The 23704-nt window shown below is 67.9% G+C and carries 36 protein-coding genes; 33 read left to right on the top strand and 3 right to left on the bottom strand.

All coding sequences use genetic code 11. The annotated features are described in order from the left end of the window. Window positions 1-7: 7 nt before the first annotated feature. The 29 genes from rplD (at window position 8) to truA (ending at window position 16651) form a co-directional block, all read left to right on the top strand. Window positions 8-664 (top strand): 50S ribosomal protein L4, encoded by a 657-nt coding sequence (rplD, locus tag ABZ354_RS15275; protein WP_358656800.1) that lies wholly within the window; start codon window positions 8-10, stop codon window positions 662-664. Further along, window positions 664-1083 carry a 50S ribosomal protein L23 gene (gene rplW / locus ABZ354_RS15270; RefSeq protein WP_358656798.1) on the top strand — a complete coding sequence of 140 codons (420 nt, stop codon included), beginning with the start codon at window positions 664-666 and terminating at the stop codon, window positions 1081-1083. Before rplD ends, rplW begins: the two co-directional genes overlap by 1 nt. 38 nt (window positions 1084-1121) lie before the next feature. Next, the gene (gene rplB / locus ABZ354_RS15265; RefSeq protein ID WP_279548910.1) at window positions 1122-1958 is read left to right on the top strand and encodes a 50S ribosomal protein L2; all 837 of its coding nucleotides are present in this window, start codon (window positions 1122-1124) and stop codon (window positions 1956-1958) included. 12 nt (window positions 1959-1970) lie between these two features. Further along, window positions 1971-2252, top strand: a complete 282-nt coding sequence (rpsS, locus tag ABZ354_RS15260) for a 30S ribosomal protein S19 (RefSeq protein WP_003974263.1) — start codon at window positions 1971-1973, stop codon at window positions 2250-2252. A 43-nt stretch (window positions 2253-2295) separates the two neighbouring features. Further along, window positions 2296-2643 carry a 50S ribosomal protein L22 gene (gene rplV / locus ABZ354_RS15255; RefSeq protein WP_358656906.1) on the top strand — a complete coding sequence of 116 codons (348 nt, stop codon included), beginning with the start codon at window positions 2296-2298 and terminating at the stop codon, window positions 2641-2643. After that, window positions 2643-3470 (top strand): 30S ribosomal protein S3, encoded by an 828-nt coding sequence (rpsC, locus tag ABZ354_RS15250; RefSeq protein WP_030220998.1) that lies wholly within the window; start codon window positions 2643-2645, stop codon window positions 3468-3470. The genes rplV and rpsC overlap by 1 nt, the downstream gene beginning before the upstream one ends. 5 nt (window positions 3471-3475) lie before the next feature. Further along, window positions 3476-3895, top strand: coding sequence for a 50S ribosomal protein L16 (gene rplP, locus ABZ354_RS15245; RefSeq protein WP_190037507.1), 420 nt, complete (start codon window positions 3476-3478; stop codon window positions 3893-3895). Beyond that, the gene (rpmC, locus tag ABZ354_RS15240; RefSeq protein ID WP_010036720.1) at window positions 3895-4119 is read left to right on the top strand and encodes a 50S ribosomal protein L29; all 225 of its coding nucleotides are present in this window, start codon (window positions 3895-3897) and stop codon (window positions 4117-4119) included. The genes rplP and rpmC overlap by 1 nt, the downstream gene beginning before the upstream one ends. After that, window positions 4119-4427: a 30S ribosomal protein S17 gene (rpsQ, locus tag ABZ354_RS15235; RefSeq protein ID WP_358656794.1), complete on the top strand. Its 309-nt coding sequence runs from the start codon at window positions 4119-4121 to the stop codon at window positions 4425-4427. The genes rpmC and rpsQ overlap by 1 nt, the downstream gene beginning before the upstream one ends. 132 nt (window positions 4428-4559) lie before the next feature. Continuing rightward, window positions 4560-4928, top strand: coding sequence for a 50S ribosomal protein L14 (gene rplN, locus ABZ354_RS15230; RefSeq protein ID WP_003998823.1), 369 nt, complete (start codon window positions 4560-4562; stop codon window positions 4926-4928). 2 nt (window positions 4929-4930) lie between these two features. After that, complete coding sequence (gene rplX, locus ABZ354_RS15225) at window positions 4931-5254, top strand: 50S ribosomal protein L24 (RefSeq protein ID WP_003992365.1); 324 nt, start codon at window positions 4931-4933, stop codon at window positions 5252-5254. After that, the gene (gene rplE / locus ABZ354_RS15220; protein WP_358656792.1) at window positions 5254-5811 is read left to right on the top strand and encodes a 50S ribosomal protein L5; all 558 of its coding nucleotides are present in this window, start codon (window positions 5254-5256) and stop codon (window positions 5809-5811) included. The genes rplX and rplE overlap by 1 nt, the downstream gene beginning before the upstream one ends. A gap of 5 nt (window positions 5812-5816) precedes the next feature. Beyond that, entirely contained in the window at window positions 5817-6002 is a 186-nt protein-coding gene (locus tag ABZ354_RS15215) for a type Z 30S ribosomal protein S14 (protein ID WP_003948630.1), read from the top strand. Between the two features lie 209 nt (window positions 6003-6211). Further along, window positions 6212-6610, top strand: a complete 399-nt coding sequence (gene rpsH, locus ABZ354_RS15210) for a 30S ribosomal protein S8 (protein WP_030839654.1) — start codon at window positions 6212-6214, stop codon at window positions 6608-6610. A 24-nt stretch (window positions 6611-6634) separates the two neighbouring features. Then, window positions 6635-7174 (top strand): 50S ribosomal protein L6, encoded by a 540-nt coding sequence (gene rplF / locus ABZ354_RS15205; protein ID WP_358656790.1) that lies wholly within the window; start codon window positions 6635-6637, stop codon window positions 7172-7174. 3 nt (window positions 7175-7177) lie between these two features. Further along, a complete protein-coding gene (rplR, locus tag ABZ354_RS15200; RefSeq protein ID WP_279548906.1) occupies window positions 7178-7561 on the top strand; it encodes a 50S ribosomal protein L18 in 384 nt (127 codons plus the stop codon). Window positions 7562-7602: 41 nt separating this feature from the next. Next, window positions 7603-8208, top strand: coding sequence for a 30S ribosomal protein S5 (gene rpsE, locus ABZ354_RS15195; protein WP_007494753.1), 606 nt, complete (start codon window positions 7603-7605; stop codon window positions 8206-8208). Window positions 8209-8210: 2 nt separating this feature from the next. Next, the gene (gene rpmD / locus ABZ354_RS15190) at window positions 8211-8393 is read left to right on the top strand and encodes a 50S ribosomal protein L30 (RefSeq protein ID WP_279548905.1); all 183 of its coding nucleotides are present in this window, start codon (window positions 8211-8213) and stop codon (window positions 8391-8393) included. 2 nt (window positions 8394-8395) lie between these two features. Then, complete coding sequence (gene rplO, locus ABZ354_RS15185) at window positions 8396-8851, top strand: 50S ribosomal protein L15 (RefSeq protein WP_358656787.1); 456 nt, start codon at window positions 8396-8398, stop codon at window positions 8849-8851. 471 nt (window positions 8852-9322) lie between these two features. Next, entirely contained in the window at window positions 9323-10636 is a 1314-nt protein-coding gene (secY, locus tag ABZ354_RS15180) for a preprotein translocase subunit SecY (protein ID WP_358656785.1), read from the top strand. After that, window positions 10636-11292, top strand: a complete 657-nt coding sequence (locus ABZ354_RS15175; protein ID WP_358656783.1) for an adenylate kinase — start codon at window positions 10636-10638, stop codon at window positions 11290-11292. The genes secY and ABZ354_RS15175 overlap by 1 nt, the downstream gene beginning before the upstream one ends. A gap of 160 nt (window positions 11293-11452) precedes the next feature. Next, window positions 11453-12289, top strand: coding sequence for a type I methionyl aminopeptidase (gene map, locus ABZ354_RS15170; protein ID WP_358656781.1), 837 nt, complete (start codon window positions 11453-11455; stop codon window positions 12287-12289). Between the two features lie 149 nt (window positions 12290-12438). Beyond that, window positions 12439-12660 carry a translation initiation factor IF-1 gene (gene infA / locus ABZ354_RS15165; RefSeq protein WP_003948620.1) on the top strand — a complete coding sequence of 74 codons (222 nt, stop codon included), beginning with the start codon at window positions 12439-12441 and terminating at the stop codon, window positions 12658-12660. 60 nt (window positions 12661-12720) lie between these two features. Further along, the gene (gene rpmJ / locus ABZ354_RS15160; RefSeq protein ID WP_003998809.1) at window positions 12721-12834 is read left to right on the top strand and encodes a 50S ribosomal protein L36; all 114 of its coding nucleotides are present in this window, start codon (window positions 12721-12723) and stop codon (window positions 12832-12834) included. 185 nt (window positions 12835-13019) lie between these two features. Continuing rightward, window positions 13020-13400, top strand: coding sequence for a 30S ribosomal protein S13 (gene rpsM, locus ABZ354_RS15155; RefSeq protein WP_006130767.1), 381 nt, complete (start codon window positions 13020-13022; stop codon window positions 13398-13400). Window positions 13401-13464: 64 nt separating this feature from the next. After that, a complete protein-coding gene (rpsK, locus tag ABZ354_RS15150; RefSeq protein ID WP_003956432.1) occupies window positions 13465-13869 on the top strand; it encodes a 30S ribosomal protein S11 in 405 nt (134 codons plus the stop codon). A gap of 151 nt (window positions 13870-14020) precedes the next feature. Continuing rightward, entirely contained in the window at window positions 14021-15043 is a 1023-nt protein-coding gene (locus ABZ354_RS15145; RefSeq protein ID WP_009715858.1) for a DNA-directed RNA polymerase subunit alpha, read from the top strand. A gap of 180 nt (window positions 15044-15223) precedes the next feature. Beyond that, window positions 15224-15712: a 50S ribosomal protein L17 gene (gene rplQ / locus ABZ354_RS15140; RefSeq protein ID WP_358656779.1), complete on the top strand. Its 489-nt coding sequence runs from the start codon at window positions 15224-15226 to the stop codon at window positions 15710-15712. 81 nt (window positions 15713-15793) lie between these two features. Further along, window positions 15794-16651: a tRNA pseudouridine(38-40) synthase TruA gene (gene truA / locus ABZ354_RS15135; protein WP_358656777.1), complete on the top strand. Its 858-nt coding sequence runs from the start codon at window positions 15794-15796 to the stop codon at window positions 16649-16651. 16 nt (window positions 16652-16667) lie between these two features. Here the strand turns inward: truA and ABZ354_RS15130 are convergent, their stop codons facing one another. Then, window positions 16668-17543 carry a hypothetical protein gene (locus ABZ354_RS15130; RefSeq protein WP_358656775.1) on the bottom strand — a complete coding sequence of 292 codons (876 nt, stop codon included), beginning with the start codon at window positions 17541-17543 and terminating at the stop codon, window positions 16668-16670. Window positions 17544-17892: 349 nt separating this feature from the next. Here ABZ354_RS15130 and rplM point away from each other — a divergent pair, with 349 nt between their 5' ends. From rplM to glmM, 3 genes are all read left to right on the top strand, one after another. Beyond that, entirely contained in the window at window positions 17893-18336 is a 444-nt protein-coding gene (gene rplM / locus ABZ354_RS15125; RefSeq protein ID WP_358656773.1) for a 50S ribosomal protein L13, read from the top strand. Window positions 18337-18378: 42 nt separating this feature from the next. Further along, window positions 18379-18894: a 30S ribosomal protein S9 gene (gene rpsI / locus ABZ354_RS15120; RefSeq protein WP_358656771.1), complete on the top strand. Its 516-nt coding sequence runs from the start codon at window positions 18379-18381 to the stop codon at window positions 18892-18894. 261 nt (window positions 18895-19155) lie between these two features. Continuing rightward, window positions 19156-20514 (top strand): phosphoglucosamine mutase, encoded by a 1359-nt coding sequence (gene glmM, locus ABZ354_RS15115; RefSeq protein WP_358656769.1) that lies wholly within the window; start codon window positions 19156-19158, stop codon window positions 20512-20514. A gap of 144 nt (window positions 20515-20658) precedes the next feature. On the opposite strand, the gene ABZ354_RS15110 is transcribed toward glmM, so the two are convergent. Beyond that, window positions 20659-21612 carry a DUF389 domain-containing protein gene (locus ABZ354_RS15110; RefSeq protein WP_358656767.1) on the bottom strand — a complete coding sequence of 318 codons (954 nt, stop codon included), beginning with the start codon at window positions 21610-21612 and terminating at the stop codon, window positions 20659-20661. Between the two features lie 19 nt (window positions 21613-21631). Next, window positions 21632-22621 (bottom strand): type I pantothenate kinase, encoded by a 990-nt coding sequence (gene coaA, locus ABZ354_RS15105; RefSeq protein WP_358656765.1) that lies wholly within the window; start codon window positions 22619-22621, stop codon window positions 21632-21634. A 259-nt stretch (window positions 22622-22880) separates the two neighbouring features. Here coaA and ABZ354_RS15100 point away from each other — a divergent pair, with 259 nt between their 5' ends. Next, window positions 22881-23660, top strand: coding sequence for a hypothetical protein (locus ABZ354_RS15100; RefSeq protein WP_358656764.1), 780 nt, complete (start codon window positions 22881-22883; stop codon window positions 23658-23660). The last annotated feature ends 44 nt before the right edge of the window (window positions 23661-23704 follow it).

Raw genomic sequence — 23704 nt, 5'->3', positions numbered from 1 at the left:
GTAACCGATGAGCACTGTTGACATCCTTTCGCCGGCGGGCGACAAGGCCGGCACCGTCGAGCTCCCCGCGGAGATCTTCGACGTTGAGAAGGTCAGCATTCCGCTGATCCACCAGGTCGTCGTCGCACAGCTGGCCGCTGCCCGCCAGGGCACGCACAAGACCAAGACCCGTGGCGAGGTCCGGGGTGGCGGTAAGAAGCCTTACCGCCAGAAGGGCACCGGCCGCGCGCGCCAGGGTTCGACCCGTGCGCCGCAGTTCGCCGGCGGTGGCGTCGTCCACGGCCCGCAGCCGCGTGACTACTCGCAGCGGACCCCGAAGAAGATGAAGGCCGCCGCCCTGCGGCACGCCCTCACCGACCGGGCCCGCCACAACCGCATCCACGTCGTCACCGGCGTCATCGAGGGCGAGACCCCGTCCACGAAGGCCGCCAAGACGCTGTTCGGCAAGATCTCGGAGCGCAAGAACCTGCTCCTGGTCGTCGACCGCGCCGACGAGGCCGCGTGGCTGTCCGCCCGTAACCTGCCCCAGATCCACATCCTGGAGCCGGGCCAGCTGAACACGTACGACGTTCTCGTCTCGGACGACGTGGTCTTCACCAAGACCGCCTTCGAGTCCTTCGTGTCCGGCCCGAAGGCCAATGACACCGAAGGGAGCGAGGTCTGATGGCCATCCGTCACCCCGCTATCGCCTCGAAGGCCGCGAAGAAGGCCAAGGAGGCGCGCGTCAAGAAGGCGCGTCGCCACGCCACCGAGGGCAAGAACACCGTCGTCACCCCGGCCAGCAAGGCGTACACGGACCCCCGTGACGTCCTGCTGAAGCCGGTCGTGTCCGAGAAGAGCTACGCGCTCATCGACGAGAACAAGTACACGTTCATCGTCGACCCGCGTGCCAACAAGACCCAGATCAAGGAGGCCGTGCAGTCGGTCTTCTCGGTCAAGGTCACCGGGGTCAACACGATCAACCGCCAGGGCAAGCGCAAGCGGACCCGCACCGGCTTCGGCCAGCGCGCGGCGACCAAGCGCGCGATCGTAACCCTCGCCGAGGGCGACCGTATCGACATCTTCGGCGGTCCGACCGCGTAAGCGGGTCGGATCGTCCGATATCGGACGAGGACTGAGAAATGGGAATCCGCAAGTACAAGCCGACTACGCCGGGCCGCCGTGGCTCCAGCGTCGCCGACTTCGTCGAGGTCACGCGGTCCACGCCGGAGAAGTCGCTGGTCCGCCCGCTGCACAGCAAGGGCGGCCGTAACAACGCCGGTCGTGTGACCGTTCGCCACCAGGGTGGCGGACACAAGCGCGCCTACCGCGTGATCGACTTCCGTCGTCACGACAAGGACGGCGTGCCGGCGAAGGTCGCGCACATCGAGTACGACCCCAACCGCACCGCGCGTATCGCGCTGCTGCACTACGCCGACGGCGAGAAGCGCTACATCCTCGCCCCGCGCAACCTGCAGCAGGGCGACACCGTGGAGAACGGTCCCGGGGCCGACATCAAGCCGGGCAACAACCTGGCCCTCCGCAACATCCCGGTCGGTACCACGATCCACGCGATCGAGCTCCGTCCCGGCGGCGGCGCCAAGTTCGCCCGCTCCGCCGGTGCCTCGGTGCAGCTGCTGGCGAAGGAGGGCACCATGGCCCACCTCCGCATGCCCTCCGGTGAGATCCGCCTGGTCGACGTCCGCTGCCGCGCCACTGTCGGCGAGGTCGGCAACGCCGAGCAGAGCAACATCAACTGGGGCAAGGCGGGCCGCAAGCGGTGGCTGGGCGTTCGCCCGACCGTCCGTGGTGTCGTCATGAACCCGGTTGACCACCCGCACGGTGGTGGTGAGGGCCGGACCTCCGGTGGTCGCCACCCTGTGTCCCCCTGGGGCAAGAAGGAAGGCCGTACTCGTTCGCCCAAGAAGGCGTCGAACAAGTACATCGTCCGCCGCCGCAAGACGAACAAGAAGCGCTAAGGACGGGTTGAGATGCCTCGTAGCTTGAAGAAGGGACCCTTCGTCGACGACCACCTGATCAAAAAGGTGGACACGCAGAACGAAGCCGGTACCAAGAACGTCATCAAGACCTGGTCCCGTCGCTCGATGATCGTCCCGGCGATGCTCGGTCACACGATCGCGGTGCACAACGGCAAGACCCACATCCCGGTGTTTGTCACCGAGTCCATGGTCGGCCACAAGCTCGGCGAGTTCTCGCCGACGCGCACCTTCCGGGGTCACGTCAAGGACGACCGGAAGTCGAAGCGCCGCTAACAGCGGGGTGGAATGACCAATGACAGACACTGAAGGGACAACCATGGAAGCCAGGGCCCAGGCGCGGTACATCCGCGTCACGCCCATGAAGGCCCGCCGCGTGGTGGACCTCATCCGTGGCATGGATGCCACGGAGGCTCAGGCGGTCCTGCGTTTCGCCCCGCAGGCCGCGAGCGTGCCCGTCGGCAAGGTGCTTGACAGCGCCATCGCCAACGCCGCACACAACTACGACCACACCGACGCCGGCAGCCTCATCATCTCCGAGGCGTACGTCGACGAGGGTCCGACCCTGAAGCGGTTCCGTCCGCGCGCCCAGGGCCGCGCCTACCGGATCCGCAAGCGGACCAGCCACATCACCGTGGTCGTCAGCAGCAAGGAAGGAACCCGGTAATGGGCCAGAAGGTTAACCCGCATGGGTTCCGGCTCGGCATCACCACGGACTTCAAGTCCCGGTGGTACGCCGACAAGCTGTACAAGGACTACGTCAAGGAAGACGTCGCCATCCGTCGGATGATGACGTCCGGCATGGAGCGCGCCGGCATCTCGAAGGTGGAGATCGAGCGCACCCGTGACCGTGTGCGTGTGGACATCCACACCGCGCGCCCGGGCATCGTCATCGGCCGCCGCGGCGCCGAGGCCGACCGCATCCGCGGTGACCTGGAGAAGCTGACCGGCAAGCAGGTCCAGCTGAACATCCTCGAGGTCAAGAGCCCGGAGACGGACGCTCAGCTGGTGGCCCAGGCCGTCGCCGAGCAGCTGTCCTCCCGCGTCTCCTTCCGTCGTGCCATGCGCAAGAGCATGCAGGGCACGATGAAGGCCGGCGCCAAGGGCATCAAGATCCAGTGCGGTGGCCGCCTCGGCGGCGCCGAGATGTCCCGCTCGGAGTTCTACCGCGAGGGCCGTGTGCCCCTGCACACGCTCCGCGCGAACGTGGACTACGGCTTCTTCGAGGCCAAGACGACCTTCGGCCGCATCGGCGTGAAGGTCTGGATCTACAAGGGCGACGTCAAGAACATCGCCGAGGTCCGCGCCGAGAACGCTGCTGCCCGCGCCGGCAACCGCCCGGCCCGTGGTGGCGCCGACCGCCCGGCCCGCGGTGGCCGCGGTGGCGAGCGTGGCGGTCGCGGTCGTAAGCCGCAGCAGGCTCCGGCTGCCGAGGCCCCCAAGGCCGAGGCTCCCGCCGCCGCTCCGGCTGAGAGCACCGGAACGGAGGCCTGACCGACATGCTGATCCCCCGTAGGGTCAAGCACCGCAAGCAGCACCACCCCAAGCGCCGCGGTCAGGCCAAGGGCGGCACGACGGTTGCGTTCGGCGAGTACGGCATTCAGGCCCTCACGCCGGCCTACGTGACCAACCGCCAGATCGAGGCCGCCCGTATCGCGATGACCCGCCACATCAAGCGTGGCGGCAAGGTCTGGATCAACATCTACCCGGACCGCCCCCTCACGAAGAAGCCCGCCGAGACCCGCATGGGTTCCGGTAAGGGTTCTCCGGAGTGGTGGGTCGCGAACGTGCACCCCGGTCGGGTCATGTTCGAACTGTCTTACCCCAACGAGAAGATCGCCCGTGAGGCGCTGACTCGTGCGGCCCACAAGCTGCCGATGAAGTGCCGGATCGTCAAGCGCGAGGCAGGTGAAGCGTGATGTCGGCCGGTACCAAGGCGTCCGAGCTGCGCGAGCTGGGCAACGAGGAGCTGCTGAACAAGCTCCGCGAGGCCAAGGAAGAGCTGTTCAACCTCCGCTTCCAGGCGGCGACCGGTCAGCTCGAGAACCACGGGCGGCTCAAGGCCGTCCGCAAGGACATCGCGCGGATCTACACCCTGATGCGTGAGCGCGAGCTGGGCATCGAGACGGTGGAGAGCGCCTGATGAGCGAGAGCAACGTGACTGAAACCCCCAACACCAGCGCCCCCGGCGCGGGCGAAGCACGCGGATTCCGCAAGACCCGTGAGGGTCTGGTCGTCAGCGACAAGATGGACAAGACCGTCGTCGTCGCCGTCGAGGACCGTGTGAAGCACGCGCTGTACGGCAAGGTCATCCGCCGTACGAACAAGCTCAAGGCCCACGACGAGCAGAACGCCGCAGGCGTCGGCGACCGCGTCCTCCTCATGGAGACCCGGCCGCTGTCCGCGACGAAGCGCTGGCGCGTCGTCGAGATCCTCGAGAAGGCCAAGTAATTCCCGCCAGGGAGTTCCGAAGGCAAGCAGATCCCTCCTAGGGGGACCCCCTAGGCACCGTTCCGCCAGGCTCGGCAGGGGTTCCGTGAAAAGAACCCCTGCCGGGAACCGGCAGACAACCAGGAGATAGACGTGATCCAGCAGGAGTCGCGACTGCGTGTCGCCGACAACACTGGTGCGAAGGAGATCCTTTGCATCCGTGTGCTCGGTGGCTCCGGTCGCCGCTACGCGGGCATCGGTGACGTCATCGTCGCCACCGTCAAGGACGCGATCCCCGGTGGCAACGTGAAGAAGGGTGACGTCGTCAAGGCCGTCATCGTTCGCACCGTCAAGGAGCGTCGCCGTCCGGACGGCTCGTACATCCGCTTCGACGAGAACGCCGCCGTCATTCTGAAGAACGACGGCGACCCTCGCGGCACCCGTATCTTCGGCCCGGTGGGCCGTGAGCTGCGCGAGAAGAAGTTCATGAAGATCATCTCCCTCGCGCCGGAGGTGCTGTGAGCATGAAGATCAAGAAGGGCGACCTGGTCCAGGTCATCACCGGTAAGGACAAGGGCAAGCAGGGCAAGGTCATCGCGGCCTTCCCCCGTGAGGACCGCGTCCTGGTCGAGGGTGTCAACCGGGTCAAGAAGCACACCAAGGCCGGTCCCACGGCTCGTGGTTCGCAGGCCGGCGGCATCGTCACCACCGAGGCCCCCATTCACGTGAGCAACGTTCAGCTCGTCGTGGAGAAGGACGGCAACAAGGTCGTGACCCGCGTCGGTTACCGCTTCGACGACGAAGGCAACAAGATCCGCGTTGCCAAGCGGACGGGTGAGGACATCTGATGACGACCACCACCACTCCGCGTCTGAAGACGAAGTACCGCGAGGAGATCATCGGCAAGCTGCGTGAGCAGTTCTCGTACGAGAACGTCATGCAGGTTCCCGGCCTCGTCAAGATCGTGGTCAACATGGGTGTGGGCGACGCCGCCCGCGACTCCAAGCTGATCGAGGGTGCCATCAAGGACCTCACCACGATCACCGGTCAGAAGCCGGCCGTCACCAAGGCCCGCAAGTCCATCGCGCAGTTCAAGCTGCGTGAGGGTCAGCCGATCGGTGCCCACGTCACGCTCCGTGGCGACCGCATGTGGGAGTTCCTGGACCGCACCCTGTCGCTCGCGCTGCCGCGCATCCGCGACTTCCGCGGTCTGTCCCCCAAGCAGTTCGACGGCCGTGGCAACTACACCTTCGGTCTCACGGAGCAGGTCATGTTCCACGAGATCGACCAGGACAAGATCGACCGTGTCCGGGGTATGGACATCACCGTGGTCACCACGGCGACCAACGACGCAGAGGGCCGTGCCCTTCTCCGTCACCTCGGCTTCCCGTTCAAGGAGGCGTGAGCGAGATGGCGAAGAAGGCTCTCATCGCGAAGGCTGCTCGCAAGCCCAAGTTCGGAGTGCGCGGGTACACCCGCTGCCAGCGCTGCGGTCGTCCGCACTCCGTCTACCGCAAGTTCGGCCTGTGCCGCGTGTGCCTTCGTGAGATGGCTCACCGTGGCGAGCTGCCGGGCGTGACCAAGAGCTCCTGGTAATCCGGTAATTCCGGACACCCAGGGCTCTCGGTAAGCAATGGGACGGCAGGAGGCCCACCCCGCATGGCTTAGGCTTGCGGGGTTGGGCACCTGCCGTGCCGTACGACTTACTACGCCGTAGGTCCACCGCGCCGCACCCGTCCCGTCTCGGATCGGGGAGAGGGATGGCGCACCAGGAAACCCCGGCGAGAGAGGCCGAAGGCCAATTCATGACCATGACTGATCCGATCGCAGACATGCTTACGCGTCTGCGGAACGCGAACTCGGCGTACCACGACTCTGTGACGATGCCGGCGTCCAAGATCAAGTCCCACATCGCGGAGATCCTCCAGCAGGAGGGCTTCATCACGGGCTGGAAGGTCGAGGACGCCGAGGTCGGCAAGAACCTCGTCCTGGAGCTGAAGTTCGGCCCCAACCGTGAGCGCTCCATCGCGGGCATCAAGCGGATCTCCAAGCCCGGTCTCCGGGTCTACGCGAAGTCCACCAACCTGCCCAAGGTCCTGGGCGGTCTGGGCGTGGCGATCATCTCCACGTCCCACGGACTGCTGACCGACAAGCAGGCGCAGAAGAAGGGCGTGGGTGGGGAAGTCCTCGCCTACGTCTGGTAACTCGGGAACGGAGGAGAGACAGCAATGTCGCGTATCGGCAAGCTCCCCATCCCGGTTCCCACCGGCGTGGACGTCACCATCGATGGCCGTACGGTCAAGGTCAAGGGCCCCAAGGGCGAACTGACCCACACCGTTGCCGCGCCGATCGAGATCGTTAAGGGCGAGGACGGCATTCTCAACGTCACGCGCCCCAACGACGAGCGTCAGAACAAGGCCCTGCACGGCCTGTCCCGCACGCTGGTGGCGAACATGATCACCGGTGTGACCCAGGGATACGTCAAGAAGCTCGAGATCAGCGGTGTCGGCTACCGCGTCCAGGCCAAGGGCTCCAACCTGGAGTTCTCCCTGGGCTACAGCCACCCGATCCTCATCGAGGCCCCCGAGGGCATCACCTTCAAGGTGGAGGCCCCCACCCGTTTCTCGGTCGAGGGCATCGACAAGCAGAAGGTCGGCGAGGTTGCGGCCAACATCCGCAAGCTGCGCAAGCCCGACCCGTACAAGGCCAAGGGCGTCAAGTACGAGGGCGAAGTCATCCGCCGCAAGGTCGGAAAGGCGGGTAAGTAAGCCATGGCATACGGGCAGAAGATCCTCAAGGGCGACGCCTACAAGCGTGCTGCTATCAAGCGTCGTCACATCCGGATCCGCAAGAAGGTCTCGGGTACTGCCGAGCGTCCCCGTCTGGTCGTGACCCGCTCCAACCGCCACATCGTGGCGCAGGTGATCGACGACCTGAAGGGTCACACCCTGGCATCGGCGTCCACGCTGGACAGCTCGATCCGCGGTGGCGAGGGCGACAAGTCCTCGCAGGCCAAGCAGGTCGGCGCCCTGGTCGCCGAGCGTGCCAAGGCCGCCGGTGTCGAGGCAGTCGTGTTCGACCGTGGTGGCAACCAGTACGCGGGGCGCATCGCCGCCCTGGCGGACGCCGCCCGCGAAGCCGGGCTCAAGTTCTGAGCCGGTTCCGTAGCTAGCGGAAACAGAGAGAGGTAATTCCAATGGCTGGACCCCAGCGCCGCGGTGGCGGTGCCGGTGGCGGCGAGCGGCGGGACCGGAAGGGCCGTGACGGCGGCGCTGCTGCCGCCGAGAAGACCGCGTACGTTGAGCGCGTCGTCGCGATCAACCGCGTCGCCAAGGTTGTGAAGGGTGGTCGTCGCTTCAGCTTCACCGCGCTGGTCGTGGTGGGCGACGGTGACGGCACCGTGGGTGTCGGTTACGGCAAGGCCAAGGAGGTGCCGGCCGCCATCGCCAAGGGCGTTGAGGAGGCCAAGAAGCACTTCTTCAAGGTCCCGCGTATCCAGGGCACCATCCCGCACCCGATCCAGGGTGAGAAGGCTGCCGGCGTCGTGCTGCTCAAGCCCGCGTCGCCCGGTACCGGTGTTATCGCCGGTGGTCCGGTGCGCGCCGTGCTCGAGTGCGCCGGTATCCACGACATCCTGTCGAAGTCGCTCGGCTCCGACAACGCGATCAACATCGTGCACGCGACCGTGGCGGCCCTGAAGGGCCTGCAGCGTCCCGAGGAGGTCGCGGCCCGCCGCGGTCTGCCGCTCGAGGACGTCGCTCCCGCGGCTCTTCTCCGTGCACGTGCCGGGGCGGGTGCGTAATCATGGCGCAGCTCAAGATTACGCAGGTCAAGTCCTACATCGGCAGCAAGCAGAACCACCGTGACACGCTGCGTTCGCTTGGTCTCAAGGGGATCAACGACGTGGTCGTCAAGGAGGACCGCCCCGAGTTCCGCGGCATGGTGCGCCATGTCCGTCACCTCGTGACGGTCGAGGAGGTCGACTGATCATGGCGGAGAACAACCCGCTCAAGATCCACAACCTCCGTCCCGCCCCGGGCGCCAAGACCGCCAAGACCCGTGTGGGTCGTGGTGAGGCGTCGAAGGGTAAGACGGCCGGTCGTGGTACCAAGGGCACGAAGGCCCGCTACCAGGTTCCGGAGCGCTTCGAGGGTGGCCAGATGCCCCTCCACATGCGTCTCCCGAAGCTGAAGGGCTTCAAGAACCCGTTCAAGACCGAGTTCCAGGTCGTCAACCTGGACAAGCTGGCCGAGCTCTACCCGCAGGGTGGCGAGGTCACGGTCGAGGACCTGGTCGCCAAGGGCGCTGTTCGCAAGAACAGCCTCGTGAAGGTGCTCGGTCAGGGTGAGGTCTCCGTGGCGCTGCAGGTGACGGTCGACGCCGTCTCCGGCTCCGCCAAGGAGAAGATCACCGCTGCCGGCGGCACCGTCACCGAGCTCGTCTGAGCCGGCTGACCCACACGGCGAAGGCCGGGAGTTCCCTCTGGGAGCTCCCGGCCTTCTGCCGTGCGCGGGGGAGGGGCTGGGGGACGAGGGGTACGGAAGGCCGCAGAGCCGCTGCTACGGGGGCGGTACGGGCACGGTGTGCACGGGAAGACGTGAGCAGCCGCTCAGGGACGCCCGCGGGCGCGCGTCGTACGCCCGTGGGAAGGTTCACGTGAGGGTGCGGAATACGCCACGGGAGGGCGCTCGGTGTGGGGACGCAACCGTGCAGATGACGCGGAGCGGGCGTACTAACCCTGCCGAGGTGGCCGACGAGGCGGTTTCTTACCGGTGCGGGCTCCGCGTAGGGTAGTCCGCACTGTTAGTCTCCCTGGTGGCCTGTCGTCAGACGAGCCACTGGAACTGAGACATCCGTCCCTCGCACAACATACCGTCACCTCTCGCGTAGCGAACGCGGGGGTCGCAGGAGGCACCGTGCTCACCGCGTTCGCCCGGGCGTTCAAGACGCCCGACCTGCGCAAGAAGCTGCTCTTCACGCTCTTCGTGGTTGTCCTGTACCGGATCGGCACGAACGTGCCGATCCCCGGCGTGGACTACAAGAGCGTCCAGGAGTGTGTGGACCAGGCGTCCGGCAACCAGGGCCTGTTCGGCCTGGTCAACATGTTCAGCGGCGGCGCACTGCTCCAGATCACGGTGTTCGCGCTCGGCATCATGCCGTACATCACGGCGAGCATCATCCTGCAGCTGCTGACCGTGGTCATCCCGCGCCTGGAGGCCCTGAAGAAGGAGGGCCAGGCCGGCACGGCGAAGATCACGCAGTACACGCGCTACCTGACGGTCGCGCTCGCCGTCCTGCAGGGCACCGGCCTCGTCGCCACCGCCCGCAGCGGCGCCCTGTTCCAGGGCTGCACGGTCGCCAGCCAGATCGTGCCGGACCGCGCGATCTTCACCACGATCGTCATGGTCGTCACGATGACCGCCGGTACGGCCGTCGTCATGTGGCTCGGTGAGCTGATCACCGACCGCGGCATCGGCAACGGCATGTCGATCCTGATGTTCATCTCAATCGCCGCGACCTTCCCGTCCGCCCTGTGGGCCATTAAGAAGCAGGGTTCCCTGGCGGGTGGCTGGATCGAGTTCGGCACCGTCATGCTCGTCGGGTTCGTCATGGTCGGCCTGGTCGTCTTCGTCGAGCAGGCGCAGCGCCGTGTCCCGGTGCAGTACGCCAAGCGCATGATCGGCCGTCGTTCCTACGGCGGGACGTCGACGTACATCCCGCTCAAGGTGAACCAGGCGGGTGTGATCCCCGTCATCTTCGCCTCGTCGCTGCTCTACATTCCCGCGCTGATCGTCCAGTTCACGAATTCCACCGCGGGCTGGGCGACCTGGGTCCGGTCGAATCTGGCCGACACGGCGGCGCCGGCGCACATCGCGCTGTACTTCTTCCTGATCGTCTTCTTCGCGTTCTTCTACGTGGCCATCTCGTTCAACCCCGAGGAAGTCGCGGACAACATGAAGAAGTATGGTGGCTTCATCCCGGGCATCCGGGCTGGCCGACCGACCGCTGAGTACCTCAGTTTCGTACTCAACCGGATCACCTGGCCGGGTTCGCTGTACTTGGGTCTGATCGCTCTCGTCCCGACAATGGCGTTGGCTGGTTTCGGGGCAAACCAGAACTTCCCCTTCGGCGGCACCAGCATCCTCATCATCGTGGGTGTCGGTCTTGAGACGGTGAAGCAGATCGAGAGCCAGCTTCAGCAGCGCAATTACGAAGGGTTCCTCCGCTGATGCGAATCGTCCTCGTCGGGCCTCCGGGCGCCGGTAAGGGAACGCAGGCCACGAGACTGGCCGAGACGCTGCGCGTACCGCACATCTCCACGGGCGACCTGTTCCGCGCAAACATCAGCCAGCAGACGGAGCTCGGGAAGCTCGCGAAGTCCTACATGGACGCCGGCAACCTCGTGCCCGACGAGGTCACGATCGCGATGGCGAAGGACCGCATGGAGCAGCCGGACGCCGAGAACGGCTTCCTGCTGGACGGTTTCCCGCGCAACGTCTCCCAGGCCCAGGCGCTGGACGAGGTGCTCGAGTCCGAGGGCATCAAGCTGGACGCGGTGCTCGACCTCGAAGCCCCCGAGGAGGAGGTCGTCAAGCGGATCGCCGGACGACGTGTGTGCCGCAACGAGTCGGCGCACGTCTTCCACGTGTCGTACAACCAGCCCGCCAAGGAAGGCGTCTGCGACGTGTGCGGCGGCGAGCTGTACCAGCGCGACGACGACTCCGAGGAGACCGTGCGCAAGCGGCTGGAGGTCTACCACACGCAGACCGAGCCGATCATCGACTACTACAAGGCGCAGGGTCTGGTCGTGACCATCTCCGCGATGGGCGCTGTCGACGAGATCACCGGTCGGGCGCTCGAGGCGCTGAAGCGGGACGACGCGTAGTCCCCTCTGTTGCGTGACACAGCCGCGGTTCCCCCAGGGGGCCGCGGCTGTGCCGTGGGTGGGCGGTCCGGGCGGGCCGCGTGCCGTTTATCGTTGGAAGCGCTCGTTGTACGCGTGCGTCGCGCGTTCGTTCTCCGGTCCAGAAAGGCCCTCGTCACTCATGGTGCAGATCAAGAGCCCCGAGCAGATCGCCAAGATGCGCGAGGCGGGGCTGGTCGTGGCCGCCATCCACGCGGCCACCCGTGAGGCCGCGGTGCCCGGGGCCACCACCAGGGACCTGGACCAGGTCGCCCGGAAGGTGCTCACCGAGCACAACGCCAAGCCGAACTTCCTCGGGTACGGCGGCTTCCCCGCGACCATCTGCACGTCCGTGAACGAGGTCGTCGTGCACGGCATCCCGTCCGACGAGGTCGTCCTCAAGGACGGCGACATCATCTCCATCGACTGCGGCGCGATCATCGACGGCTGGCACGGCGACGCCGCCTACACGGCCTTCGTGGGTTCCGGTCACGCCCCGGAGCTGGTCGAGCTCTCCCGGGTGACCGAGGAGTCGATGTGGGCCGGCATCGCGGCGATGAAGCAGGGCAACCGGCTCGTGGACGTCTCCCGGGCCATCGAGACGTACATCCGCCGCCAGCCGAAGCCGGGCGGCGGCAAGTACGGCATCGTCGAGGACTACGGCGGACACGGCATCGGCACCGAGATGCACATGGACCCGCACCTGCTGAACTACGTCGACCGGCGGCGCGGCAAGGGCCCGAAGCTGGTGCCGGGCTTCTGCCTGGCGATCGAGCCGATGGTGTCCCTGGGCACGCCGAAGACGGTCGTCCTGGAGGACGACTGGACGGTCGTCACGACCGACGGCACCTGGTCCTCCCACTGGGAGCACTCCGTCGCCCTCACCGAGCAGGGCCCTCTCGTCCTGACCGCCCCCGACGCAGGCAGGGCCAAGCTCGCGGAGTACGGCGTCACGGCCGCTCCCGATCCGCTCGGTTAAGGATCACCCGCGTGGGGCAGACTCCCCCGATTCGTGTTTCCGGGAGCCCTGGCGTAGACTGACTCGTCGGCTCTCGTGTACCCGCATGTCCGCATGGACTCCGGGGGTATGCGAAAGTCGATCAAGGTAGTCGATTCGAAGGGCGAAGCGTGGCCAAGAAGCAAGGTGCCATCGAGATCGAGGGCACTGTCGTCGAGTCTCTGCCGAACGCCATGTTCAAGGTCGAGCTCCAGAACGGCCACCAGGTCCTGGCACACATCAGCGGCAAGATGCGCATGCACTACATCCGCATCCTCCCTGACGACCGGGTCGTGGTGGAGCTGTCTCCGTACGACCTGACGCGTGGCCGGATCGTCTACCGCTACAAGTAGATCTTGCCCAGGCCCTGCGTCAGTGGGGCTGCCGGCAACTGACCCGGAGAACCTCACCCCATGAAGGTCAAGCCGAGCGTCAAGAAGATCTGCGACAAGTGCAGGGTGATCCGCCGTCACGGCCGGGTCATGGTCATCTGCGAGAACCCGCGCCACAAGCAGCGCCAGGGCTGACGCACGACCGTACCCTCTGCGATTCGCAGATTTTCGCGCGACGCGAGCTGAAATGTTCATACGCGGAGCCCGAGCCTGTGGCTCGACACCCCCGGTTCGGAGGCCGGGGACCCAGTTCGTACCTAGTACGGCGGCTGGGAGTCGGCTCTGTGGAAGACCTCCGAAGATCAAACTGGAGCCATTGAATGGCACGCGTTTCCGGTGTTGACATCCCGCGCGAAAAGCGCGTGGAGATCGCCCTCACCTACGTGTTCGGCATCGGCCGGACCCTTTCGCAGCAGACGCTGGCCGCCACCGGCGTGGACCCGAACACCCGTGTCCGGGACCTCACCGAAGAGCAGCTCGTCGCGATCCGCGAATACGTCGACAACAACATCAAGACCGAGGGTGACCTCCGTCGCGAGATCCAGGCCGACATCCGCCGCAAGGTCGAGATCGGCACCTACCAGGGTCTGCGTCACCGCCGCGGTCTGCCCGTCCGCGGTCAGCGCACCAGCACCAACGCCCGCACCCGCAAGGGCCCGCGTCGCGCCATTGCCGGCAAGAAGAAGCCGGGCAAGAAGTAGTCCGCAGCGGACACCTGTCCACGGTCTTCGCTGTAGGACCGACCACCTCCCGTAGGAGTTATAGATGCCCCCCAAGGGACGTCAGGGCGCTGCCAAGAAGGTGCGCCGCAAGGAAAAGAAGAACGTCGCTCACGGCCACGCGCACATCAAGAGCACGTTCAACAACACGATCGTGTCGATCACGGACCCGTCCGGCAACGTGATCTCCTGGGCCTCGGCCGGCCACGTCGGCTTCAAGGGTTCCCGGAAGTCCACGCCGTTCGCCGCGCAGATGGCCGCCGAGTCGGCTGCCCGTCGCGCGCAGGAGCACGGCATGCGCAAGGTCGACGTCTTCGTCAAGGGCCCGGGTTCCGGTCGTGAGACCGCCATCCGCTCCCTGCAGGCGACCGGCCTCGAGGTCGGTTCGATCCAGGACGTCACGCCGACCCCGCACAACGGCTGCCGCCCGCCGAAGCGCCGTCGCGTCTGACGCACGTCGCGTCACAGGCTGTGGTTTCGGGCGGTACGGCACCGTAAAAGGGGCTGTGCCGCCCGTACCCTTGCACTACCCGCACTTTTCACGGGTGCGGTTTCCGTCGGACGTCAAATAGCGGGCGTCCACGAAAGAAGGATCTCCACACATGCTGATCGCTCAGCGTCCCTCGTTGACCGAAGAGGTCGTCGACGAATTCCGCTCCCGGTTCGTGATCGAGCCGCTGGAGCCGGGCTTCGGTTACACCCTCGGCAACTCGCTCCGCCGCACCCTCCTGTCGTCGATCCCCGGTGCCGCCGTCACCAGCATCCGCATCGACGGCGTCCTGCACGAGTTCACCACCGTGCCGGGCGTCAAGGAGGACGTCACCGACCTGATCCTCAACATCAAGCAGCTGGTCGTCTCCTCGGAGCACGACGAGCCGGTCGTGATGTACCTGCGCAAGCAGGGCCCGGGTCTGGTCACCGCCGCCGACATCGCGCCCCCGGCCGGTGTCGAGGTGCACAACCCCGACCTCGTCCTCGCCACGCTCAACGGCAAGGGCAAGCTGGAGATGGAGCTGACGGTCGAGCGCGGCCGCGGTTACGTCTCCGCCGTGCAGAACAAGCAGGTGGGCCAGGAGATCGGCCGTATCCCGGTCGACTCGATCTACTCGCCGGTGCTCAAGGTCACGTACAAGGTCGAGGCGACCCGTGTCGAGCAGCGCACCGACTTCGACAAGCTGATCGTCGACGTCGAGACCAAGCAGGCCATGCGCCCGCGCGACGCCATGGCGTCCGCCGGCAAGACCCTGGTCGAGCTGTTCGGTCTGGCCCGTGAGCTCAACGTCGACGCCGAGGGCATCGACATGGGCCCGTCGCCCACGGACGCCGCCCTGGCCGCCGATCTGGCGCTGCCGATCGAGGAGCTGGAGCTCACCGTCCGGTCGTACAACTGCCTCAAGCGTGAGGGCATCCACTCCGTGGGTGAGCTCGTCGCGCGCTCCGAGGCGGACCTGCTCGACATCCGCAACTTCGGTGCGAAGTCCATCGACGAGGTCAAGGCCAAGCTCGCCGGCATGGGTCTCGCGCTGAAGGACTCGCCTCCCGGATTCGACCCCACCGCTGCCGCGGACGCCTTCGGTGCGGACGACGACGCGGACGCCGGGTTCGTGGAGACCGAGCAGTACTGAGAGCCCGGGCCTCACGGTCCGTACTCGGGTGCGGGTGCGCCGTGGCGTGCCGCGCAGTCCCCGCGCCCCTCTCCGTGCTCGCCCCTGCGGGGCGGGCACGGATCTCCGACAGGTAACCGCCTGCTCGGATACTGACCCCGGTACCTGATACGGCCGGGGCAGACACCTAGGAGAAACACCATGCCGAAGCCCACCAAGGGTGCCCGTCTGGGCGGCAGTGCCGCGCACGAGAAGCTGCTGCTCGCGAACCTGGCGAAGTCGCTCTTCGAGCACGGCCGCATCACCACCACCGAGGCGAAGGCCCGCCGCCTGCGCCCGTACGCGGAGCGTCTGGTCACCAAGGCGAAGAAGGGCGACCTTCACAACCGCCGTCAGGTGCTCCAGGTCATCACGGACAAGAGCGTCGTCCACACGCTCTTCACCGAGATCGGCCCGCGCTACGAGAACCGTCCGGGTGGCTACACCCGTATCACCAAGATCGGTAACCGCCGTGGCGACAACGCGCCCATGGCCGTCATCGAGCTGGTCGAGGCGCTGACGGTGGCGCAGGAGGCGACCGGCGAGGCCGAGGCCGCGACCAAGCGCGCGGTCAAGGAAGACGCCGTCAAGAAGGACGAGGCCGTCGAGGCCGCGTCCGACGAGGCCGCCGAGGAGTCGAAGGACGCGTAAGCGTCTGCGCCCCTCGGGGCGTTGCGGGCCCGTTCCCTTCCGGGGGCGGGCCCGCCTTTGCGTTGCTGAGAGGATCCAGGGGTGAGTGACGAAGCAGAGGCCGGGTTCGTCCGGGTGCGGATGGACCTGTCGTACGACGGGACCGCGTTCTCCGGGTGGGCCAAGCAGGCCGGTGGGCGCCGGACCGTGCAGGGCGAGATCGAGGACGCGCTGCGCACCGTGACGCGGTCCGGGGACACGACGTACGAGCTGACCGTGGCCGGGCGGACCGACGCCGGGGTGCACGCGCGCGGGCAGGTGGCCCACGTGGATCTTCCCGTGGAGCTGTGGGCCGAGCACAGGGAGAAGCTGCTGAAGCGACTGGCCGGGCGGCTGGCCCGCGACGTGCGGATCTGGTCGCTCGCGGAGGCACCGGCCGGGTTCAACGCCCGCTTCTCGGCGATCTGGCGGCGCTACGCCTACCGTGTCACCGACAAGCCGGGCGGCGTCGACCCGCTGCTGCGCGGTCACGTCCTGTGGCACGACTGGCCGCTCGACGTCGACGCCATGAACGAGGCGGCCCGGCGGCTGCTCGGGGAGCACGACTTCGCCGCCTACTGCAAGAAGCGCGACGGGGCCACCACGATCCGTACGCTCCAGGAGCTCAGCCTGGTGCGCGGGGACGACGGGATCATCACGGCGACCGTGCGGGCCGACGCCTTCTGCCACAACATGGTGCGCTCACTGATCGGGGCGCTGCTGTTCGTCGGGGACGGGCACCGGCCGGCGGACTGGCCGGGCAAGGTGCTCGGCGCGGGCATACGGGACTCCGCCGTGCACGTCGTCCGGCCGCACGGGCTGACGCTGGAGGAGGTCGGCTATCCGGCCGACGAACTGCTCGCGGCGCGGAACAAGGAGGCCAGGAACAAGCGGTCGCTGCCCTCGACCGGCTGCTGCTGAACCGGGCTGGGGCGCGCTACTCGTTCGCCGCCGCCGAGGCCTGGGCCTCGCCGCGGCGGCGGATCTGGCGGAAGGTGAACTCGGCCAGGTCGTCGCCGGACGCGTAGACCTCGGTGTTCTTCTCGGTGACGTCCTTGCCGCTGGTGTAGCCGGCGATGGTGAAGTAGGCGTAGCGGCCGAAGGAGTTGGTGGTCGAGCGGCATACCGCGCCCGTGCAGAACGGGCGCACACCGCCGCCGGACAGCGACCGGACGATGCTCTTGGTGTCGGCCTGCTTCTTCGCCCTCAGCGCCTGCGCCTCGGTGTCGAAGACGGCGACGCCGACGGTCACGGCGATGCCGTCCCGGGTGTAGGTGACGCGCATCAGCCGCGTGCAGTCGTTGGACGTGAGGACCTTCGGCAGGGTGCCCTGGGCGGCCGACGAGCAGGTTCTGGCGTCCGCCGTCGGGCCCTTCTTGTAGACGGTCTCGGCCATGGTCAGCTGCGTGCCGGGGAAGAGGATCTCCGGACTGAGCGGGGCCTTGTCCTTCTTCCCGGTGGACACGAAGTCCTTCGGGTCCAGCGGGGGAGGCGCCGTGGTCGGGTCGAAGGAGGGCGCGCCGGCGCTCTTGCTCGGGATGTCGGCCGAGGGCAGCTGGGAGGCCGACTCGTCCGACCGCTTGTCGCCGCCGTTCGCCGAGACGACCGCCACCGCGACGGCAACGCCGATCGCGACCGTGGCGAGCGCGCCGCCGCCGATGAGCAGCAGCCGGCGCCGCTTGGCGCGGGCCTCGGACGCCTCGGCGAGCGCCGCCCAGTCCGGGGTGCCGTCGCCGCCGCTGTTCCAGGGCTGCTGAGAATGCGGTTTCCAGGGATCCCACTGATCCTGGGGTCCCCCCTGCCCGTAGCTCATGGGGCGCATCTTAGACGGGGCGCGGGGCGCCCCGTCCGGCGGTGGGCCGGGCGGGGCAGCGGATGCGCGCGGGTCGCGCTGCCCGGGGGTCGCGTACTCTGGGGGAGGTAGGAGCCGGGCGTTCGGCGGGGTTGATCGTTTTGACCCGTCCGGGGCAGCCCGGCTATCCTGCATGTTCGTTGTGTATTGGCTTGCTCATTCTCACGGGACGGGCCCTTACACCGGTCCACCGGGCCGATGACCAGCGACCCCATGTATGCGGTATGCGTCGCCGCCGTGCGGTCCAGGCTGTCGTGATCGTTTCGGTGACCTTGTCAGGACCATTCACTCGAAGCGAAGGCTACGAACCGTGCGTACGTACAGCCCCAAGCCCGGCGATGTGACGCGCCAGTGGCACGTCATCGACGCTCAGGATGTTGTCCTGGGTCGTCTCGCCACCACTGCCGCCACCCTTCTGCGGGGCAAGCACAAGCCGATCTACGCGCCGCACGTCGACGCTGGTGACTTCGTCATCATCATCAACGCCGACAAGGTGCACCTCTCCGGCAACAAGCGGACCCAGAAGATGGCGTACCGCCACTCCGGCTACCCGGGTGGTCTGCGCTCCGTCCGCTACGACGAGCTGCTTGACAAGAACCCCGAGAAGGCCATCGAGAAGGCCGTCAAGGGCATGCTCCCCAAGAACACTCTGGGCCGTCAGATGCTCACGAAGCTGAAGGTCTACAAGGGTGACCAGCACCCGCACGCCGCGCAGCAGCCGGTGCCGTTCGAGATCACCCAGGTCGCGCAGTAAGTCCGGCCACCCCCTAAGACTGAACAGAATCTGAGGAGAATCGTGGCCGAGACCACTGCCGAGCAGCCGCTCGACGAGACCGTCGACATCGACAGCTACACCACCGAGTCCGAGGCGCCCGTCGAGGGCGAGTACACCTCGGAGTCCATGGCCTCCCGCTTCGGCGAGCCCCAGCCGGCCGCCGGCCTGGGCCGCCGCAAGAACGCCATCGCCCGTGTCCGGATCGTCCCGGGCACCGGCAAGTGGAAGATCAACGGCCGCACCCTCGAGGACTACTTCCCGAACAAGGTGCACCAGCAGGAAGTCAACGAGCCCTTCAAGGTGCTCGAGCTCGAGGGCCGTTACGACGTCATCGCCCGTATCGCCGGTGGCGGCGTCTCCGGCCAGGCCGGTGCGCTCCGTCTCGGTGTCGCCCGTGCGCTGAACGAGGCCGACGTCGACAACAACCGCGGTGCGCTCAAGAAGGCCGGCTTCCTGCGCCGCGACGACCGCGCGGTCGAGCGGAAGAAGGCCGGTCTGAAGAAGGCCCGCAAGGCTCCGCAGTACAGCAAGCGCTAGGCTTCGCTGCCTGCTCGTACGTCCACGAGCCGGTTCGGCCCGCTCGTACGTACTCCGAACGCCCCGGCGGCACGCCACAGTGCTGCCGGGGCGTTCGTTTATTGCTGTCGTTGGGCGTATAACGGCACAAGACGCTCAACGGCTTGTGTGTACGGATGTCCGGGCATGGACTGACATGACGGCACCGCCCGGCCTCGGGAGCCGCCTGCGTGATCCGCACCGGCACGGTTTCCCGTAACTGACGCTTCCTCAGGAGGACAAGTGGGACGACTCTTCGGCACGGACGGCGTGCGCGGTGTGGCCAACGCGGACCTCACGGCGGAAATGGCGCTCGGCCTCTCCGTCGCCGCGGCGCACGTGCTGGCCGAGGCGGGCACGTTCGAGGGACACCGGCCCACCGCCGTCGTCGGACGTGACCCGCGCGCGTCGGGGGAGTTCCTGGAGGCCGCCGTGATCGCCGGTCTCGCCAGCGCCGGCGTGGACGTGCTGAAGGCCGGCGTGCTGCCGACGCCCGCGGTCGCCCACCTGACCGGCGCGCTCGGCGCCGACCTCGGCGTCATGCTGTCGGCCAGTCACAACGCCATGCCGGACAACGGCATCAAGTTCTTCGCCCGTGGCGGCCACAAACTCGCCGACGAGCTCGAGGACCGTATCGAGTCCGTCTACGAGGAGCACCGCACCGGTGCTCCCTGGGACCGCCCGACCGGCTCCGGTGTCGGCCGGGTCCGCGACTACGACGAAGGGCTCGACCAGTACGTCGCGCACCTCATCGGCGTGCTGCCCAACCGGCTCGACGGTCTGAAGATCGTCCTGGACGAGGCGCACGGGGCGGCCTCCCGGGTCTCGCCCGAGGCCTTCATCCGGGCCGGTGCCGAGGTCGTCACGATCGGTACCGCGCCCGACGGGCTCAACATCAACGACGGCTGCGGCTCCACCCACCTCGGTCTGCTGCAGGCCGCCGTCCGGGAGCACGGGGCCGACCTGGGCATCGCGCACGACGGTGACGCGGACCGGTGCCTGGCCGTGGACCACACCGGTGCCGAGGTCGACGGCGACCAGATCCTCGCGGTGCTCGCGGTGGCCATGCGGGAACGTTCCGCTCTGCGCTCCGACACGGTCGTCGCGACCGTCATGTCGAACCTGGGGTTCAAGCTCGCCATGGAGCGCGAGGGCATCTCCCTCGTGCAGACCGCCGTCGGCGACCGGTACGTCCTGGAGGCGATGAAGGAGCACGGCTTCGCTCTCGGCGGCGAGCAGTCCGGGCACGTCATCGTCCTCGACCACGCCACCACCGGCGACGGCACGCTCACCGGGCTGCTGCTGGCCGCGCGGGTCGCCGAGTCCGGCCGGACGCTGCGGGAGCTGGCGTCGGTGATGGAGCGGCTGCCGCAGGTGCTGATCAATGTGAAGGACGTCGACAAGTCCCGGGTGGCGACCTCCGCCGATCTGGCCGCCGCGGTCACCGACGCCGAGCGGGAGCTGGGCTCGACGGGCCGGGTGCTGCTGCGTTCCTCCGGCACCGAGCCGCTGGTGCGGGTCATGGTCGAGGCCGCCGACCTCGAGCAGGCCCGCGCGGTGGCCGGCCGACTGGCCGACTCGGTGAAGTCCGCGCTCGGGTAGGTGCTCGGGCCGCGCGGGCAGGCAGCCGCCGGGGTGGGTGCCCGGGTCGTTCGGGCAGGCAGTCCGGGGCAGGTGTCCGGGTGGCTCGGGCACGCAGGTCTGGGGCAGGTGCCGCCCGGGTTCTTCGGGTCGGCGCGGCGGGTCCTAGGGAAGGTGCTCGGGGCGTACCGGTGTGCGCTGGTGCTGTCTGGCCCAGAGCCACTTCTGGGTCAGCAGCGTGAGGATGCCGGCGAGGACGATGCCGAGCAGGTTGAGCAGGAGCTGCTCCGTCGAGCCCCACATCTGCTGGGTGTCGCCGTAGCTGAGGGCCACGGCGGCGTTCGCGGCGGCCGGGACGGTCGTCACGGAGATCGCCACACCGACCAGCGCCCCGGACTTCGCCGACGTCAGCGACAGCGTCCCGGCGGCGCCCGCGAGGACCGCGACGACGAACGAGAACCAGTCCGGGGCGTACACGAACCCGGTGTTCGGACGGTCCGCGGCCAGCTTGCCCTCGGTGAACAGGCCGACGGCGTCCATGAACCAGCTGAAGCCGACCGTCACCGTCATCGCCGCCGCGAAACCGGCCAGCAGCGCCAGCAGCGACCGTGCCGCGAGCCGCGGCTCCCGCTGCACGGCGGCCGTGCAGATCCCGGCCAGTGGCCCGAACTCCGGTCCGACCGCCATGGCGCCCACGATCAGGACCGCGTTGTCGAGGACCACACCGCACGCGGCGATCATCGTCGCCAGCGTGATGAAGGCGACGTAGGTGACGGAGAGCGTCGACTCCTCGTGCGTCGCGTCCTCGAGCTGTTCCCACAGCACCGCGTCCGCGGCTTCGCCCGGCGCGTCGTCGGCGGCCTGTTCGGCGCGGGTGGACAGCGACAGGTCGATGGTCTCCACGGCGATCGAGCCGGACTTGTCCAGCCCGAGCTCGCGGAGTTCCCGGAGGAGTTCGTCGCCCGCCTCGCGGGCCACGTCGCACATCACGACGTCGCCGGCGGGGTCGAGGGCCGCGCCCCGCAGGACGCAGAGGTGGGTGGTGCCGACCGTCTTCTCGATCAGACGGACCACGTCGTCCGTGTGGTCCAAGGGGGTGATCAGACGCAGATGCAGCATGGCGGCAGCGTAATCGTGCTCACAGTTTGCGCAGGCTGAGCCGCTGCACCTTGTGGTCCGGGCCCTTGCGCAGCACGAGCGCGGCCCGGCCCCGGGTGGGGGCGATGTTCTCCACCAGGTTCGGCTTGTTGATGGTGCGCCACATGGTGCGCGCGTAGTCGAGGGCCTCCTCCTCGGAGACCTGCGTGTACTTGCGGAAGTACGAGGACGGGTCCTGGAAGGCGGTCGCGCGCAGCTTCTTGAAGCGGTTGAGGTACCAGCGCTCGATGTCCTCGAGGCGGGCGTCGACGTACACGCTGAAGTCGAAGTAGTCGGCGAGGCCGACGCGGGTGCGGCCGTCCTTGCCGGGCAGGGCGGGCTGCAGGACGTTGAGGCCCTCGACGATCAGGATGTCGGGCCGGCGCACGGCGAGCTTCTCGCCGGGGACGATGTCGTAGATCAGGTGGGAGTAGACGGGAGCCGTCACTTCTGCCTTGCCGGCCTTGACGTCGGCGACGAAGCGGGTCAGGGCCCGGCGGTCGTACGACTCGGGGAAACCCTTCCTGGACATCAGGCCGCGGTTCTGGAGTTCCCTGGTCGGCAGCAGGAAGCCGTCCGTCGTGACGAGCTCGACGCGCGGATGCTCGGGCCAGCGGGACAGCAGGGCCTGCAGGAGGCGGGCGACGGTGGACTTGCCGACCGCGACCGAACCGGCGACGCCTATCACGAACGGGGTGCCCGACTGGGAGCCCTGCTCGCCCAGGAACGTGTTCAGCGCTCCCCGGAGGCCGTCCGTGGCGCCGACGTACAGGTTCAGCAGCCGGGACAGTGGCAGGTAGATGTCCCGCACCTCGTCGAGGTCGATGACGTCACCCAGGCCGCGCAGCTTCTCGACCTCCGCCGCGGACAACGGCAGCGGGGTCTTGTCGCGCAGCGCGCTCCATTCGGCTCGGGTGAGGTCGAGGTAGGGAGTCGCCTCCGGCCGCTGCCGGTGGGCGCTCCGGGGTATCGAGGGGACCGGAGAGATCACGGTCCATTGTTAACGGAGTTCGCGGCGGGGTGGGGGTGGGCTGCGTCACGCGGGGGGTGGTTCGAGGGGGCCTCGAGAGCCGCGCGACCCCGGCGGTCACGGCGATCACGGTGTCGTCACGGTCGGGTACCGGGTTGTGCGGGGGCAGGGGGCCGAGTGATCGTTTGTGACATTCCCGTGGATAAAGTGCGCGCACAGTTTGCGGAGGGCGCGTGTGTTCTTCACGTGTCTTTCGCGCGTTCGAGAGAGAGACCCCTACGTGAGAACCATCGCCGTCCGCCGTGCCGCCCTCGCCGCGTCCACCGCCGCGCTCGCCCTGCTCGTCACCGCCTGCGGTGGGGAGAACGGCGACGACGACGCCAAGGACCAGGGCGGGTCTTCGGCGGCCCCGGAGAAGACCGCGGCCAAGGCGCTCACCTCCGCGGAGCTGGAGAAGGCCGCGCTGGTGCAGGCCGACGTCACGAGCGGCAAGGTCGTCGCCAAGGTGCCGGCGGCGGACGATGTCGCGCAGTCGGAGGTCGAGGCGAGCGACGCGGCCTGCACGCCGCTCGCGTACGCGCAGATGACGACGTACGTCGGCAAGCCCGCCGCGACGGTCAAGCGGGGCTGGACGAGCGCGCCGAAGAAGCCCGCCAAGGGCGCGGACATCGAGGAGGCCGTGCTGGCCGGGCTCGACGTCAGCAAGCTCTACGTCACCCTGGCGTCGTACGCGGACGGCGGCGCCGAGCAGGCCATGAAGGACCTGAACGCGGCTGCCGAGAAGTGCGCGGGCGGGTTCACCTACACGGCCAAGGGCAGCGACACCAAGGTCGTGTCGGTCGCGACGACCGAGGCGCCGAAGGGCGGGGACGAGGCGCTCGCCGTGACGCTGAACATGGAGGTCGACAAGGGCGTGAAGGCTCCGATGAAGACCGTCGTCGTGCGCAGGGGCGCGACGCTCGCGTACTTCCCGGTCATCAACATGGCGTCGGCCGCGTCGGGCAAGGACTTCGCGTTCCCGACCGAGATCGTGGACGTGCAGTTGGCGAAGCTCGGCTGACTTCGCCGAAGGGGAATTCCTCCCGGGGGCCGCGGGCGTTCGAG

The organism is Streptomyces sp. NPDC005925 (assembly GCF_040638805.1).
Taxonomy (GTDB): domain Bacteria; phylum Actinomycetota; class Actinomycetes; order Streptomycetales; family Streptomycetaceae; genus Streptomyces.
This window is presented reverse-complemented; position numbering and strand designations above follow the sequence as displayed.